Raw genomic sequence first — 15,360 nt, 5'->3', positions numbered from 1 at the left:
GAGTGGTGCGAGAGGGCTTGATCGAGTCCGCTGCTGACCCTGTGGCATGGGCCCAGGGCGGCGCCACCGTACGCCGGGCGCCCTACCGTCTGCCGTGCTGCCCTACCGCCCTGTCGCGAGGGGCCTGACCGGCTTGCGCACGGCCTTCACACCACCATGGGCACGGGCGGTGGCGTCCTACCGTGGGGGTGTCCCTACCGCAGCGCCGCCAGCAGCCGCGCCGCCTGGGTGACCGCTTGGGACGAACCTCCGCGGCGCGCCAGCTCGGCCAGCCCCGGTATCCCGCCCTCCGCCTGCGCAGTGTGTGTCGGCCGCACCAGCGTCGCCTGTGCCGCTCCGGACCGGGATGGCGAATTGGCACCCGACATGTCCAGGGGGTCGAGGCCCGTCGGTCCCTCGACACCGCGGTCGGCCTCCATCGGCCCGATGGCCGGCTCCTGGGCGACCCCCACCCTCACGGTTATGAGGCGCGGACCGCACTGCTCCACGCAGTCCGCGGCGACCGCGAGGAGGCCCCCCACGGCCCGTGCCGCCTTCGGTGAACCAAGCAGCTCGGGCAGTGCGCCGGCGAGCACCGACCAGACCGTGCGATGCGCACCCGTGGCTGCGGCCGTGGCCAGGGCGTCGGTGATGCGGGTGGGCTTCACATGGCCGTGGGCAACCAACTCGCCCAGCTCACGCCCCAGGAGAGCAGGGTCCAACTGGCCACGGGCCGCGGTCACCAACAATGCATCCACCGCGGCCAGTCGGTCGTCGGCGACCCGCACCCCAAGGCCCGCCGCGATCGCCCGGTGCATCGCCTGCCCGGCGGGCCCGCTCGGGGCCGCGCCCTCGGCCAGCCGTGGCAGGCACCAGGCGCCACCACGCAGATCGCTGTCATGGATGTCGGCCACCATGGTCTCCAGCAGCCCCGGCAACAGCCAGCTTGCCAGTGCTTCGCGGTGGTGCGGTACGACGGTGGGCCAGTGCGGCACCACGCTCTGCCAATTGCCGTAGTACATGAGGCACCTGTAGTCGTGGCGGTGCCGGGGATCGACCTGTCGGCTCAGCCAGTGGAATCCGGCGGGGAACTCCCGCTGGATCGCCCGCCGGGCCCGCGCCCGGTCCAGCAGCCGCCGCGTCGCCCGTGCCGGATGCCGCAGAAGACTGTCCTCGGAGTCCGATTCGGCCGGCTCCCGATCCTCCTCCTGCCCCGGGTGCAGGGCAGCCAGAAAGGGACCGCCGCCCATGAGCCAGAGCGCGAGCCGGTCGCCCTCTTCCGTGCCCAGTCCTGCTGCGGCCTCGGCCGCCACACCCGGGTCCCACTCGCCGTCGTCCGAGGCGACCCGCAGCAGCGCCTGGGCGAAGTCCGCCGGTGCAGGCTCGACACCGAGCCGGCCGTACTCCCTCAGGCGCTCCACCAGAACGGCGGGGTCGAGGACTCCGTTCTCCCATGTCGGCGTCGACAGGAGGAACGGCACGGATCGATTCCTGACCAGCTGGGCCGCCTCCCAGAGCCGTGCCCTGGTGATCGCCGCCATACCGCTGTGCGGGCACCCGGACTGGGTGGGTGCCTTGTTCTGGACCTGGCGGATCGCCCGGTCGGAGATCCGTCCCAGCAAGGCGGCGGCGACCACGTCCACCGCGTGGACGCCCCGCTCGAAGTGGGCGTCGAGATCGGCGAACCGGGAGAGGTGCGACTGCAACCACCAGCGGTTCGCCATGGCGCTGCGCAGTTCGGTGACCAGTGCCTCCGGCTCGCGGTGCGCGAGGCGGACCAGACCGTCCAGCGCCCGTTCGAACGCAGAGGGGTCCGTGGTGCCTCCTCGTACCACCGAGAGCTCCGCCACGAGTTCGGCGACCGATGTGGCCGGGGGAGCGAGCCTGATCGGCTCGGGTACGGCGGGCAGGAGCTCCTCATGGGTGCTCGGGTCCGTCGCCACCGTCACCGCGCCGAACAGATCTGCCGCCGCCGCATGGTGGACCGGGCTCAGGAGCGATGCCGACGCGGCCAGTTCCTTCCGAAGGTCGTCGTCCGCCGGCAGCAGATGACGTGACACCACTTTCAGCGCCCGCCCCTGGATGATGACGTCGTCATGGCCGAAGGCTTCGGCGACCACCGGCAGGAGTTCACGAACAGCCGCCGAACTCTCCGCACGCTCTCTGTTCACTGCGTTCGTTGCGTCGGTCGCGCCGGTCGCGTCTGTTGTGGGCGTTGCGCTCTTGGTGCCGGGCTTCTTCCTGAGCTGGGTGTGCGACCGCAACACCTTCCCCAGCAGCGACAGTTGAGCCGTGACCAACTTCTTCTCGGTGCGAAAGAGAACGGCGCCAGACATTTCGGCGAGGGCCGACGTCGACAGTGCCCCGCTCTCGGCGAGCCGGGCGAGCACGCCCTGAGCAACCGTCGCGACGGAGGTCGGGCCGTCGGCGGCCATGCCCAGCCAGTCGGGAACACGGGCCGCTTCCTCGTGTCCGGTCAGCTCCAGCCGCCGCAGCAGGGCCAGGAAGAAGCGCAGGTCACCCGGTTTGCCGCCGCGCAGGAGTCGGGCGACACAGGCGTCCACCACCACCGCGCGTTCCACCACCCCGTCCTCGGTGAGGCCGACGAGCACCGAGGGCCAGTGGGCGGGCGTATCAGGGTCCGCGTACCAGGCGAGTGGGCCGGGCAGTTGCGGGGTTTCGAAGAGCCGAGGCACCAGGATCGGCGTCTGCGGGTCCTCGGTGAGCCGTTGACGCAGTCGATGGAGCGTGCCGGATCGCATACGGCTCAACTCGTTGATCCAGCCGTACACATAGCCGTCGGTGACAGGCACCGGGCAGCCGGCTAGATCCACCAGGCGGCGGATCAGCCAGTAGTCCTCTTCGGCGGTGGAGGCACGTGCGGCCAGCCGGTGGGCAACGTCCCCGAGCCAGTCGGCGTCCCGCTCCTTGAGCACCTCGACGAGCGCATCACGGGGCGTGCCGGACCCGGTGCGCAGATCCCTGGACCCCAACCAGAGGGCAGCGGCTGCCGCTCCGGTGTGGCAGCCTGCGCCCGCAACCAACAGGGCGGCCCCCACGTCGTTGCGCTCCCGCCAACTGGGCCAGCGGCTCGGATCGCCCTGGCGCAACTCGTTGCGCAGGGTCTTGAGCTCGGTCAGCATCGTCTTCCGCTCGGCGGGACCCAAGCGCTTCAGCAACGTCGGGACCTTCGTGGGGTGTCCCGCGCGCACGGCTTCCAGGAGTGTGTTCATCGGGCAGCTCCTGACACCGGGTGATCGGCGGTGGCGGAGACGGTGGCCTCGCGTCGGGTGATACGTACGGCCAGGGCGTGTTTGCACGGCCCTCTCTGGCCCAGGTGGTCGGACCACCAGGCGCAGGTGCACCGCAGCCGTCCGTCCTCCTCGCGCACCTGGTACACCCGTTCGCCGGAGGTCACCGACGCGCCTTCGGCATGTAGGGCGACGGCCCGGGACGACACCAGCTTCCGGGCCGCCACCAGACGCGGGTTGTGCCGCTCGGCCCGGTCCGCGTCATAGGGGAGTTCGCGGTGGAAGTACGCCGCGTCAGCCACGTCGTAGCCCACCCGTCCGGCGGTTCCCAGCCGCACCAGGGCCGCTCGTACCCGGGCCACCGACAGACCGGAGCGGCTCGCCAGATCCGCGGGATCGATGGTCGGCTCCCAGGCGAGCAACACCGAGATCAACTCGGCGTCCTGGGCCGCCTCCTCGGTGGCCAGGGCTTCGAGCACCCCGCCCTCGCCGGAGAATCCCCTACGGGTGTCGGGCGAAAGGGTGAGCGTCAGCCGCATACCGGGCAGCACCACCTCCCATGCCGTCGAGGTGGGGGAGTTCGAGCCGCCGGGCGTCGCCGGCCCGTACACGCGCAGGGCGATCGCGTGGCGCAGGACCCGGCGCAGCGCCGTCAGCCGCTCCGGCCCCGGCAGACAGACCGCGCCGGCCACCGGACGCGTGGTCGGCCGCAGGGTCTTGCCGGCCGGCACCACCCACTTCGCGCCCAGGGAAGCCCGACCCGTCGACGTGGGCAGCGAGCGCAGAAAACGCACGGCCTCCGTCGCGGACAGCTCTGCTCGCAGATCGAAGCCCGCGGTCGCCACCTGGGCCTCGGCGAACCCCCGCAGCCAACGGTCCGGCAGCGGTACCTTCTTCTCCACCACCGATCCGTCGAGCGTGGTGACGGCCAACTCTTCCGGACCCACCCGCAGATGGAGCGGACTGTCACCGGTCATGCGGGACAGGGCATCGCGCAACGGATTGTTGACGTCCACGTTGGTGGTGCCCCGCCCGGTCTCCCTGCCGTCCAACCCCGCGCTCAACACGTCCAGCCGGGCGTAGACCCCACAACACCCCGAGAAGGACTCAAACCGCAAACGATCGCCGTTGCCGGTCACCACGGGATCCAGCAGGGGGCGAGGCGTGGGGTCCACATAGCGGGCGGCTGCCACGTCCGCGACCGCCAACAGACCACGCGCCGCGGTGTGGGGCGAGGTCAAGAAGCCCGAGAAGAAGTGGGGGTGCGCTTGTGCGCCGACGGGTGTCAGGCCCCCCGAAGTCTCCAGCCCGAGGAGGGGTCCGTCGGCCGATGACTCAAGGGTGGACGGGCGTGCGTAGGCGAGTGCCTGCATGGATCGCGTCATGCAAAAGACCGTAGGCGCAGGCACTGACATTCGATCCGCCACGAGCGGTGCCGGGGTGCATCTGACAGGCTGCGACGGCGGAAGAGTCCCTGGTCAACGGCACCAACCGACGTTATCCACAGGGCGGGTGTGCGTCGATGGGGCGCCCCACGTCATGACGGCCGACCCATCGCCCATCAGCGACATCGAAGCGGGCAAGGGCCCGGCGCGCGGTGTTATCTCCGCTTGCTCAGGGTGTGCCGGCCCGTGCCAAAAACCCCACGCCCCGGGCGATCTCGGCCGGGCTGAGATGGGCGTACCCCAACACCAGGTCCACGCCCCCATCCCCAGACCCACTCGCTGTGTCCAGCACTGCCATCCCGCCCGCCACGTCCGACATGCCCGCCTCGCCCGCGGCGCTCACCGTGCCGTCCGCGGGCTCGGTCGGCAATCGGGCAGCCGCCATCCCTGCCCCGTCCGTGGTCTGCACATCGCCGCCGGTCATCCGATGGTCCGACAGCAGTCGCACGGCGACCCCCGCGTCCGCCGCCCGCTTCCGGAACGCTTCCTCGGGTCCATACCGTGCCGGCAGCTGCGCGATGATGTGCAGCCCGGCGGCGATGCCGCTCACCCGGGTACCGGGAAAGTGCTCGTCGAGGGCCCGGACCAGGGCATCCCTTCGCTCCCGGTAGGCCCGCTGGCAGCGGCGCAACTGTCGGTCATAGTCTCCGCGGTCGACGAAGTCTGCCAACACTTCCTGGTCCAGCGCCGGATTGCCCAGATCCATCGTGCGCTTGCGCTCCACGACCTCCTCCAGGAGCCGCGGCGGTACGACGACCCAACCGAGCCGCAGCCCCGGCGCCAGCGACTTGCTGACCGAGCCGCTGTAGGCGACCCGGTCGGGGTCGAGGCCCTGGAGCGCACCGACGGGGGCCCGGTCGTAGCGGAAGTCGCCGTCGTAGTCGTCCTCGAAGATCAACCCGTCCACGGCACGTGCCCAGTCGAGGAGTTCGATGCGCCGCCGCGCAGAGTAGGCGATCCCGGTGGGGAACTGATGGGCCGGTGTCGTCATCACCGCGCGCACGCCCGATGCGCGCAACGGCCCCATCGACAGTCCCTCGGCATCGAGCGGGAGTGCCGCCATCCGCAGGCCGACGCCGGTGAAGACGGGTCCGTGACTGGGACTCCCCGGGTCCTCGACCCCGATGCTCCGCAGGCCGTGGGCGTACAGGACGGACCCGAGCAGGGCCGTCGCCTGGGTGACGCCGGAGCACACCACCAGACGGCCAGGGTCGGCCACCACTCCTCGCCGTCGGGTCAGGAGTGCGGCCAACTGCTCGCGCAGGGCCGGCAACCCACGGGGGTCGGGGTAGCCGAGGGACCGGTGGGGCAGCCGCGCGAGGACGGACTTGTGCGTCGCCGCCCACGCGCTCCGCGGAAAGAGGGAGAGGTCCGGTGTGCCCGGCCGGAAGTTCACCTGCGCGGCAACGGACCGGGGAGCTGGGGCGTGCGCCGAACGGACGCCTCCACGCGCGGCCTCGCCCACCCAGGTGCCCGAACCCCGGTCACTGCGCAGATATCCCTCGGCCGTCAGCTGTTCATACGCCTCGGTCACCAGACCGCGGGAAACACCGAGGTCGGCAGCGAGGTCCCGGCTGGAGGGCAGACGGGTGCCGGCCGCCAGCCGGCCCGCCCGAACCGCCTCACGCAGGGCGGACTGAAGCGCCCGTCCGCGCTGACGCGCGGGTGCCGTCGTAGCGGGAAGCAGCAGTTCCCAAGCGGTCGACCAGGGCCCTCCTCCCGCAGGAGCCGACCGATGGCGGTCCGCGCCTTCAAGGGGTTCCGCCATCGCGCCCGCTTCCTTCGATGTCGTCTGCCGTCGATGATCCGTCGTTGCCTGATACGACCTGTCATGACGTGCCATGGGTCGTGCTGGTCCGCTCGCCGCGCGGCGGTGGCCTCCGATCGCCGAACGCCGTACGCCCACCGGATGGTTCCCCTCCACGTGATCGAGCACCAACTGCCGCCAAGGCCCGCGGCGAGAGATCCGGGCTGCTGAATTGGTCCTCGATGACACCAGGAAAGTGGACCTTAAAGGGGACCGCCCGGCTCCCTAGCGTCATGGCCATGGCCATGGACCACCGACCACCGCATCGTGCCAACTCCGACGCCCTCCGCGGCGTACTCCTCGTCTCCTTCGCCTACTGCCTGGTGGGAGCCTCATTCACCGCCAACAGCGTGCTGGGGGAGTATCCGTACGCGGGTGGTCAAGCCGTACGGTACGCACTCGCCTTCCTGCTGCTCCTCCCTCTGCTGGGCGGTAGGGCGGCACTCGGTCCGGTGGCCGCGCTGAGGCCCGGCCAGTGGGGACGCATCGCCCTGCTCGCAGGGGTCGGCATGGTCGGTTTCAACCTGGCCATCCTGGCTGCGGAACGTACCGCCGAACCCGCTGTTCCCGGTGTGTTCGTGGGGTGTGCCCCGGTGGTCGTCGCCGTCCTGGTACCCCTCGTCGACCGTCGACGCCCCACCCGTCCCGTCCTCTGGGGAGCCCTGCTGGTGGCGGTGGGGGCGTTGACGGTTCAAGGGTGGGGCCGAACCGACACCGCGGGCATCGTCTGGTCGGTGGCGGCGCTGATCGGGGAAGTCGGGTTCGCGGTCCTCGCCGCTCCGGTGCTGCGCCCGCTCGGACCCCGGCTCCTGACGGCGTGCGTCTGCGCCGTCGCGGCCGTGGAGTCCACCATCATCGGCCTGGTACTGGATGGTTCCGGCTTCGTCCGGATGCCCGACGGGGCGGAGGCCGCAGCGCTGCTCTGGCAGGCCGCCATCGTCACCGTGATCGGATTTGTGACCTGGTACATGGGCATCCAGCGCATCGGCACCGAACGCGCGACCCTCTTCACCGGTGTCATCCCCGTGACCGCGGCACTGACGGCGCCACTTGTGGGCGCCGGCACCTTCGGTGCGGCACAGGCCGCCGGTGGAGTGCTCGTCGGATGCGGCGCGGCGCTGGGGTCCGGGGTGTTCGGCCGTCGGGCCCGGAGGGGACTGGCGCCAGCAGGCCCAGCAGGCCCAGCGATATCAGCGACATCAACAACCGACACCGCAGGACCGCCCAAGGAGACCGGTCGCTCCGGACGCTAGCCTGCCGTTCCTGGTGCACCCGACCGCGGTGCACCAGGAACGCCGGCCGTCCGGGGCGAGCTCATCGACTGCTGCCGTCGAGCAACACCCGGGCGACCAGTGCCGGATCGTCGTTCATGGGTACGTGTCCACAGCCCGGCAACCGCACCAGGCGCGCTCCGGGGATGATGCCCTTGGCCCGGACGCCCTGGCGCCGCAACAGCAGTCGGTCCCGGGTGCCCCAGGCGATGGTCACGGGCACGTCCGGCACATCGTCCGTGAACCTGACACCGCCCCCTGCGGCCAGGGTCTGCTGGAAGCCGGTGGCCTCGCGCAGCGCCAGGGTCTCCGCGACGACCGCGTCCGGTGAACGCCGTCCGGGGCGGGCGTAGATGGTGCCGGTCAGGGCGGTGCGCCCGGCCGCCGTCTTGGACAGGCCCTCGATCATGGGCAGCGGCAGTGCCCGGGCCGCGCTTCGCATCGCCTTGAGCGTGCCGAATGCGTACCTGCGTTCGGTTTCGTTCCAGAAACCGGCTGGCGACAGCGCCGTGACCGAACGGGCGATCTTTCCCCGCCCCAACTCCAGCGCCAGCAGTCCGCCGAGGGAATTGCCCGCGACATGGGGTTGCTCGATGGCCAGCGCGGTACAGAAGGAACCGAGTACGGCACCAATGGTGGGCAAGTCATAAGAAATCCCACCGGCCAATGGTGGGGAGATCCCGAATCCGGGCAGGTCAACGGCGATCACATCGCGTTCGGCGGCCAAAACGCCCATGACAGGTTCCCATGCCTGCCAGTGATGTCCTATGCCGTGGAGAAGCAGGAGGGGTTCTCCCGCTCCCGCCCTTTCATATGAAACAGACAGTTTTCGGCTGCCCTGAGGTGATGCGACGGAGAACGAAATACTTGCGACCATGTCTCCCACTCCCTCGTGTCACCCCTGCGTGAGCGCTGTAGACGGGGTGTCAGCAATGATTACCCTCCAGTAGCTTCTGGTTCAAGAGGACCGACACTTCCAGCCGGGGCCTTTGGGTCCGGCTGGACACCCGGGTGCCCGGTCGGTTGGGATGGGTGGGTGTCGACCGATACCCTCACCGACGTCTTCGAAGAGCACCGCCCTGTCCTGACCGGCGTGGCCTACCGCATGCTGGGTCGGGCGGCGGACGCAGAGGACGTGGTGCAGGAGGCGTGGCTGCGCTGGTCAGCGCGGGCGGCGGACGGTGCTGCAGCAGTCGCTGAGGTGCGTGAGCCGCGCGCCTATCTCGTCCGCATCACCGCCCGGCTCGCGATCGACCGGCTCCGTCAGATCCGCTCCCGCCGCGAGTCGTACGTCGGGCCGTGGCTCCCTGAACCGATCGTCACGGACTTCGCAGCCACGCCGTCCGACCCTGGCGAACGTACGATTCTGGCCGAATCGGTCTCCTTTGCCGTCCTTGTGGTCTTGGAGTCGCTCTCGCCCTTGGAGCGGGCCGTGTTCGTGCTCCGTGAGGCGTTCGGCTTTCCTCACGCGGAGATCGCTAACACGCTTGATCGCTCCGAGGCGGCCGTGCGTCAACTGGCGGTCCGGGCCCGTCAGCGGGTCGACGAGCGCAAACCTCGCTACCGCGCGAATCCCGATGAGTGTCGCGACCTCACCGAGCGCTTCCTCGCAGCCGCCTCCGGAGGTGATCTGGAGGACCTGTTGGGCCTGCTGGCACCCGGCGTGCGACTGGTCGGAGACAGTGGGGGCAAGAGCAAGGCGCCGCTGCGGGTCATGGTGGGCGCAGACAAGGTTGGCCGCTTCCTGTTGGCCGTCGGGCAGACGCCGGTCCCGGCCGCCGAATATCAGATCAACGAGATCAACGGCGCACCGGGCATCGTTCTTCGTTCCGCCGGAAAGCCGGACACCGTCGTCCAGCTGGAGATCGCGGACGGACTCGTCCAGTGCATCTACATCGTGCGCAATCCCGACAAATTCGCCGCGATCACATCGCTTTGATGCATGGCTTCGCACGTCAGAGGCCATGGTCCGAAAAGTCGAAAACGCGTGGAGTGTGCATAAGGCGCACTGTTCCGCGGTGCGAACGCCCCATGAACGCTTGTATAAGGCAGCCGATTTTCCTGGTGTGGCGAGGCAGGATTGGTCTTGACCAAGGTGCCGCGTCGCCTTATCGTCGGCTGAGATAGTGCAGGAACCTTTAATAAACAAGGGCGCGGAAAAGCCGCCGCTGACACGGCGAAATGCGGAGGATCAGGGTGGGGACCACGCAGCTGGAATCAGTGCCGGAACCGAAGTACTGGCACCTGAAGAACGTGATCGGAGAGGCACTCGACTCTGACTTCTCAGTGGGTGAGGTCCTGCCCAACGAGCGTGATCTCGCCGCTCGCTTCGGAGTTGCCCGGGCCACGCTCCGGCAGGCTCTCGAACAACTCGAACTAGAAGGCCGGCTCCAGCGTCGCCGCGGAGTCGGTACCACCGTCGCGCCGCCGCGCGTCGGGGTGGACGTCTCGACCGGCCGCCAGGCTTGGCCGGGCGCGGCCCAGGACGCCTGGCAGTCCTTCGACTGCGCCAAGGCGATCCCGCCGGCCGCGGTCGCCCGCATGCTCGGCACCGGCACCGAAGATCAGACCTATGCCCTGCGCCGACTGCGGGTCTCCCACGGTCACCCAGTCGCCGCGGAACTGCTCTACGTTCCGGTGGCGTCCGTGCCCGACCTGTCGGCCATAGACGCGCCGTCCGGTCCGTCCCGTGCCCGCGCTGTCCTGCGGGAGCTCCAGCGACTCGACCTCGACGGCCAGGACCGTTCGGTCGAGTTGGGTTCGGCCCGCGCTGACGACGCCAAGGAACTCGATCGGCTGCCCGGCGCACCCGTGTTGGTGGTCACCACCCGGTATCTGTCCCAGGGCAGGACCGCGGCCGTGACCGTCGCCACCTACCGCGCCGACACCTGCCGGCTCACCTTCGGTGACACCGGCGATGTGGAGATCAGCCACCCCGTGGAGGAGCGCCGCGCTTCCTGAGCAGGCGCATTCCATGCCCTCAGGGCCGCTCACACGGCCCCGAGGGACACAAGCCGGACCTTGACGGCCCGCCGCACCGAGCATCAGCTCAGTGGCGGGCCGTCACCGTTCCCTGCACTGCGAACAACTCCTCCTCCACGTGGTCGAGCGCCAGCCTGAGCGCGCCCGTGGCCACGGCGGCCTCACCGAGGAGGGAGAGCGTCACACGCGGCGGTCGAAGGCAGTAGCGCGCCAACTCGTCCCGGAGCGGGTCCAGCACCCCGTCCAGCCCGGCGGCCCAGCCCCCGACCACCACGACCTCGGGATCGAGCGCAAGCACCAGTGCCGCCACATCGTGGACCAGTCGCTGGATGAAGCGCTCCACAGCTGCCTGAGCCCGGACGTCCCCCTGCCGCGCCAGCGCGAACACATTGGCCACCGCCTGCTCGTCCAGCGGGTGCAACGGTTCGTCCGTCGGCGACAGCAGCTTCTCGGGCGAGACCTCGCGCCCCAACAGGTGCAGGGCCCCGATCTCACCCGCCGCACCACCGAACCCGCGATGCAGCCGGCCCCCGATCAGCGATCCGGCACCCGGACTCAGGCCCGCGAGGACGAAGACGATGTCGTCGGAGTCCTTGCCGGAGCCCTTCCAATGCTCGGCGACTGCCGCGGCGTTGGCATCGTTCTCCACGAGCACCGGGCAGCGGAACGAACGCTGGAGCCGCTGCCCGAGCGCCAGTCCGGTCCAACCGGGCAGCGCCGTGCCCAGCCGTACGGTGCCGTCAGCTTCAACGATGCCGGGGGAGCCGACACCGACGGCGCGCAAGCTGGTGCGGGCGATCCCCGTCCGCCGCAGCACGTCCGCGATCACCAGCCGCACCCGGTCCAACCGGTCGTCCGCGGACGCCGTCTCCGACACCTCCCGGGAGCCCGCACCGATGATGCGGCCGTCCAGCCCCGAGACCAGCGCGGCGACCCGGTGGGGGCCGATTTCGACGCCCAGGAGGTGCCCGGCTTCTACCCGGAACCGGAACCGTCTCGCCGGCCTGCCCTGGCGGCGCGCCTCGCCCTCCTCGGGAACCGACTCGGCGACCAGTCCCGCCTCGATGAGCCCTTCGATCACACCCTCGACCGTCGGCCGTGACAGGCCGGTAACGCGGGTGAGATCCGTCAGCGTCGGAGAGCCCGCGCCTCGCAGAGCATGGAGTACCACCGCGGAGTTGATCCGCCGCAGCAGCGACGGATCACCGCCGGTCAGCCGCCCCACCATGTGTCCTTCCAGCCCTCACTCGTGCAGTTCGGGCGCGTGTGTCTGCCGGATCGTACTCGTTGGTCGAACGACGTGCACGATTGCTGCGCAGGCTGCAACGCAGCGCGTTCGTTCACTGACCAACGGAGACGGCCGAGGCGGTGTTATCGCGGGTCGACGCCCGTACCGAAGCGGTGCGCAGCGACTTCGAGAGCCTGCCCGCACTTTCGGTGTCGGTCACCCGGCGCGCTGTCGGTGCGGTGCGTCGGAACGCCCGCCCTCACCACAGAACGCGGGAGCGACCAAGGAAGTGCCCACCCCGTACGGGGCCGTCGCTCGGGAGGGAGAAGACGGCAGTGGAGACGGTGGAGACAGCGGAGAAGGGGAGAGGGGGAGAGGGGCCTCAGGCCGTGGGCCCGGGCTCGGCGGCCTCGCGCAGTATGGCGTACTCCTCCGCCATGGCAGCGGTGCTCCAGTGCGCATTGAGACCGCTGGGGTTGGGAAGCACCCAGATCCGCGTCGCGCCGATCGTCCGCTTCTGCGGCCCCACCTGTGCGGCGCGCTCGCCGAAGGCCGTCCGGTACGCCATCACACCCACCACGGCCAGCCAGCGGGGCTCCAACCGCTCCACCTTGGCCGTCAGCAGTCGTCCGCCCGCCACGTACTCCTCACGGCTCAACTCGTCGGCCCGCGCGGTCGCCCGCGCCACCACATTGGTGATCCCGAGTCCGTACGTCAGCAACTCCCGCTGCTGCGCGGGCTGCAACTGGTGGGGAGTGAATCCGGATCGGTGCAGCACGGGCCAGAACCGGTTGCCGGGACGGGCGAAGTGATGTCCGGTCGCCGCTGACATCAGTCCCGGGTTGATCCCGCAGAAGAGTACGGACAGGCCGCCCGCGACCACGTCATCGATGACGCGGTCGCGGGCGGCCTCCAACTCGTCGGGGGTCAGAGGATCGACCCCGGGGTGTAGCTCGCGGCCTCCGGGTGACGCTTGACGATCTCCTCGATGCGCGAGACCACTTGGGCCACCTGGTCGGCGGCGGCACCCGTGAAGGACAGCTTGTCCGCCATCAGGGCGTCCAGCTCGTCACGGCTCAGCGGGATGCGCTCGTCCGCGGCGAGCTTGTCGAGGAGCTCATTGCGCTCCGCGCCCTGCTCGCGCATCGCCAGTGCCGAGGCCACGGCGTTCTCCTTGATCGCTTCGTGGGCGACCTCCCGGCCCACCCCGGCCCGTACCGCGCCCATCAGCACCTTGGTCGTGGCGAGGAACGGCAGATAGCGGTCGAGTTCCCGCGCGATGACGGCCGGGAAGGCGCCGAACTCGTCCAGCACGGTCAAGAAGGTCTCCAACAGCCCGTCGAAGGCGAAGAAGGCGTCCGGCAGCGCCACCCGACGCACCACGGAACAGGACACGTCGCCCTCGTTCCACTGGTCGCCCGCCAGCTCCCCCGTCATTGAGGCGTAGCCGCGCAGGATCACCATCAATCCGTTCACCCGCTCGCAGGAGCGCGTGTTCATCTTGTGCGGCATCGCCGACGAACCGACCTGGCCCGGCTTGAAGCCCTCGGTGACCAACTCGTGCCCGGCCATCAGACGAATCGTCTTGGCCAGTGAAGAGGGGGCGGCGGCGAGCTGTACCAGCGCCGTGACCACCTCGTAGTCGAGCGAGCGCGGGTAGACCTGGCCGACCGAGGTGAACGCCTGGGCGAAGCCCAGGTGGCCGGCGATCCGCTGCTCCAGGTCGGCGAGCTTCGCGGCGTCCCCGCCGAGCAGGTCGAGCATGTCCTGTGCGGTGCCGACCGGTCCCTTGATCCCGCGCAGCGGATAGCGCTCCAGCAGGTCTTCCAGGCGTCCGTAGGCAGCCAGCAACTCATCAGCTGCCGTGGCGAAGCGCTTGCCGAGCGTGGTGGCCTGCGCCGCGACGTTGTGCGAACGCCCCGCCAGCACCAGCTCCGCGTACTCCGCCGACAGCTTGCCGAGACGGGCGAGCACGGCGACCGTGCGGTTACGCATCAGCTCCAGTGAGAGCCTGATCTGTAGCTGCTCCACGTTCTCGGTGAGATCGCGGGACGTCATGCCCTTGTGGACCTGCTCATGGCCGGCGAGGTCGTTGAACTCCTCGATCCGCGCCTTCACATCGTGGCGGGTGATCTTCTCCCGCTCGGCGATCGACGCCAGGTCGACTTGGTCGAGTACGCGTTCGTAGTCGGTCAGAGCCGCGTCGGGGACCTCGATGCCGAGGTCCTTCTGGGCGCGCAGCACGGCGAGCCAGAGCTGACGCTCCAGCTTCACCTTCTGTTCGGGGGACCACAGGGCGGCCAGCTCTACCGAGGCATAGCGGCCGGCCAGGACATTGGGGATGCGAGGCTTCGCAGACACAGCAGTCACACGGCCTGATTCTACTGGCGGTTTGTGCAGGCCAGCGCCCCGGCCTCGGTTGTAGGTTGCTACGAGAGCTCCCCAGCGACCCCGCTCAGGGCCGGGGCGGTTCGTAGGGCAGGAGATCGGGGCGCTTCGCAGAGCGGCCGTCGCCGGACGAGCGTCCGGTCAGCCGGCGGCCGATCCAGGGCCCCAGGTGCTGTCGGGCGAAGCGGAGGTCCGCGGTGCGGCGCACCGCCCAGCCGGTGAGCGGTGCGGATGACAGGGGCGTTCGCCAATCGTCCTCGGGGTCCAGCCCGAGCACCTGGGCGACCGCCTCCGCCACCCGGCGGTGTCCTTCCGTCGTCAGGTGCAGTCGGTCCGCGTCCCACAGCCGGGGATCGCCGAGCGCGCCGGAGCCGTAGAGGTCCACCACCAGGGCGCCGTGCCGGGCCGCCAGTGCGTCGATGTGGGCGAACAGCACCTCCATGCGCGGACGGAACCGGGTCAGTACCGGGCCCTGACGTCCGGGGCTGTGCATCAGGACCAGCCGCCCGCACGTGGGGGCCAGCTGCTCCACGGCCTCCTCCAGTAGGCCGCACACCCTGGCCATGTCGCACTTCGGCCGCAAGGCGTCGTTGAGGCCGCCGACCAGGGTCACCACGTCCGCTCGCATCGCTGCGGCGGGCCCGACCTGCTCGTCGACGATCTGGCCGATCAACTTGCCGCGCACGGCGAGGTTGGCGTACCTGAACCCTTCGGTCCGTAGGGCGAGCCGGGCGGCGAGGAGGTCCGCCCAGCCGCGGTAGCTGCCGTCCGGCTGGAGGTCGGACATGCCTTCGGTGAAGGAGTCGCCGATCGCGACGAAGCTTGTGTAGTGGGCACTCATCTCCATGGCGCAGCGATACTACCGTGCAGTAGGGGCTTGGTTCGAGGTCCCGTAGGTGCCCCCGCGGAGCGGGAGTGACCGTGCTCTTCCGAGGCGGCCGGCGTCGCACGGGCGGTGTCCCGGGATGGGAACGGCCCCGACCCTCAAGGATCGAGGATCGAGGCCGTG

At 70.0% G+C, this 15,360-nt stretch carries 11 protein-coding genes; 3 read left to right on the top strand and 8 right to left on the bottom strand.

All coding sequences use genetic code 11. The features are described 5' to 3' along the window. Window positions 1-194: 194 nt before the first annotated feature. The 3 genes from OID54_RS06510 to pdxR all read right to left on the bottom strand — a co-directional run bounded on the left by OID54_RS06510 (window position 195) and on the right by pdxR (window position 6,443). Entirely contained in the window at window positions 195-3,212 is a 3,018-nt protein-coding gene (locus tag OID54_RS06510) for a DUF7824 domain-containing protein (RefSeq protein WP_329015248.1), read from the bottom strand. Next, window positions 3,209-4,615 (bottom strand): SWIM zinc finger family protein, encoded by a 1,407-nt coding sequence (locus OID54_RS06505; RefSeq protein ID WP_329015245.1) that lies wholly within the window; start codon window positions 4,613-4,615, stop codon window positions 3,209-3,211. Before OID54_RS06505 ends, OID54_RS06510 begins: the two co-directional genes overlap by 4 nt. A gap of 229 nt (window positions 4,616-4,844) precedes the next feature. Continuing rightward, window positions 4,845-6,443 carry a MocR-like pyridoxine biosynthesis transcription factor PdxR gene (gene pdxR / locus OID54_RS06500; protein WP_329015242.1) on the bottom strand — a complete coding sequence of 533 codons (1,599 nt, stop codon included), beginning with the start codon at window positions 6,441-6,443 and terminating at the stop codon, window positions 4,845-4,847. 278 nt (window positions 6,444-6,721) lie between these two features. On the opposite strand from pdxR, the gene OID54_RS06495 reads away from it, so the two are divergent. Next, window positions 6,722-7,735 (top strand): DMT family transporter, encoded by a 1,014-nt coding sequence (locus OID54_RS06495; protein WP_329015240.1) that lies wholly within the window; start codon window positions 6,722-6,724, stop codon window positions 7,733-7,735. Window positions 7,736-7,796: 61 nt separating this feature from the next. Here the strand turns inward: OID54_RS06495 and OID54_RS06490 are convergent, their stop codons facing one another. Continuing rightward, window positions 7,797-8,630, bottom strand: a complete 834-nt coding sequence (locus OID54_RS06490; RefSeq protein ID WP_329015238.1) for an alpha/beta fold hydrolase — start codon at window positions 8,628-8,630, stop codon at window positions 7,797-7,799. A 159-nt stretch (window positions 8,631-8,789) separates the two neighbouring features. On the opposite strand from OID54_RS06490, the gene sigJ reads away from it, so the two are divergent. Further along, on the top strand, window positions 8,790-9,692 hold the full coding sequence (sigJ, locus tag OID54_RS06485) for an RNA polymerase sigma factor SigJ (RefSeq protein WP_329015235.1): 903 nt from the start codon (window positions 8,790-8,792) through the stop codon (window positions 9,690-9,692). A 257-nt stretch (window positions 9,693-9,949) separates the two neighbouring features. Continuing rightward, window positions 9,950-10,714, top strand: coding sequence for a GntR family transcriptional regulator (locus OID54_RS06480; protein ID WP_329015233.1), 765 nt, complete (start codon window positions 9,950-9,952; stop codon window positions 10,712-10,714). An 88-nt stretch (window positions 10,715-10,802) separates the two neighbouring features. Here OID54_RS06480 and OID54_RS06475 read toward each other — a convergent pair whose 3' ends face one another. The 4 genes from OID54_RS06475 to OID54_RS06460 all read right to left on the bottom strand — a co-directional run bounded on the left by OID54_RS06475 (window position 10,803) and on the right by OID54_RS06460 (window position 15,198). Next, the gene (locus tag OID54_RS06475; RefSeq protein ID WP_329027307.1) at window positions 10,803-11,960 is read right to left on the bottom strand and encodes an ROK family transcriptional regulator; all 1,158 of its coding nucleotides are present in this window, start codon (window positions 11,958-11,960) and stop codon (window positions 10,803-10,805) included. A 385-nt stretch (window positions 11,961-12,345) separates the two neighbouring features. After that, window positions 12,346-12,894, bottom strand: coding sequence for a G/U mismatch-specific DNA glycosylase (mug, locus tag OID54_RS06470; RefSeq protein WP_329027304.1), 549 nt, complete (start codon window positions 12,892-12,894; stop codon window positions 12,346-12,348). Beyond that, the gene (purB, locus tag OID54_RS06465) at window positions 12,891-14,333 is read right to left on the bottom strand and encodes an adenylosuccinate lyase (RefSeq protein WP_329015231.1); all 1,443 of its coding nucleotides are present in this window, start codon (window positions 14,331-14,333) and stop codon (window positions 12,891-12,893) included. Before purB ends, mug begins: the two co-directional genes overlap by 4 nt. An 85-nt stretch (window positions 14,334-14,418) precedes the next feature. Continuing rightward, on the bottom strand, window positions 14,419-15,198 hold the full coding sequence (locus tag OID54_RS06460) for an SGNH/GDSL hydrolase family protein (protein ID WP_329015228.1): 780 nt from the start codon (window positions 15,196-15,198) through the stop codon (window positions 14,419-14,421). Window positions 15,199-15,360: the final 162 nt, after the last annotated feature.

The sequence above is a fragment of the Streptomyces sp. NBC_00690 genome, assembly GCF_036226685.1.
Taxonomy (GTDB): domain Bacteria; phylum Actinomycetota; class Actinomycetes; order Streptomycetales; family Streptomycetaceae; genus Streptomyces.
This window is presented reverse-complemented; position numbering and strand designations above follow the sequence as displayed.

Coding starts and splice junctions, on each gene's coding strand:
- OID54_RS06510 (WP_329015248.1), bottom strand. CDS start 3,212: ATGAACACACTCCTGGAAGCCGTGCGCGCGGGACACCCCACGAAGGTC.
- OID54_RS06505 (WP_329015245.1), bottom strand. CDS start 4,615: ATGACGCGATCCATGCAGGCACTCGCCTACGCACGCCCGTCCACCCTT.
- pdxR (WP_329015242.1), bottom strand. CDS start 6,443: ATGGCGGAACCCCTTGAAGGCGCGGACCGCCATCGGTCGGCTCCTGCG.
- OID54_RS06495 (WP_329015240.1), top strand. CDS start 6,722: ATGGCCATGGACCACCGACCACCGCATCGTGCCAACTCCGACGCCCTC.
- OID54_RS06490 (WP_329015238.1), bottom strand. CDS start 8,630: ATGGTCGCAAGTATTTCGTTCTCCGTCGCATCACCTCAGGGCAGCCGA.
- OID54_RS06460 (WP_329015228.1), bottom strand. CDS start 15,198: ATGGAGATGAGTGCCCACTACACAAGCTTCGTCGCGATCGGCGACTCC.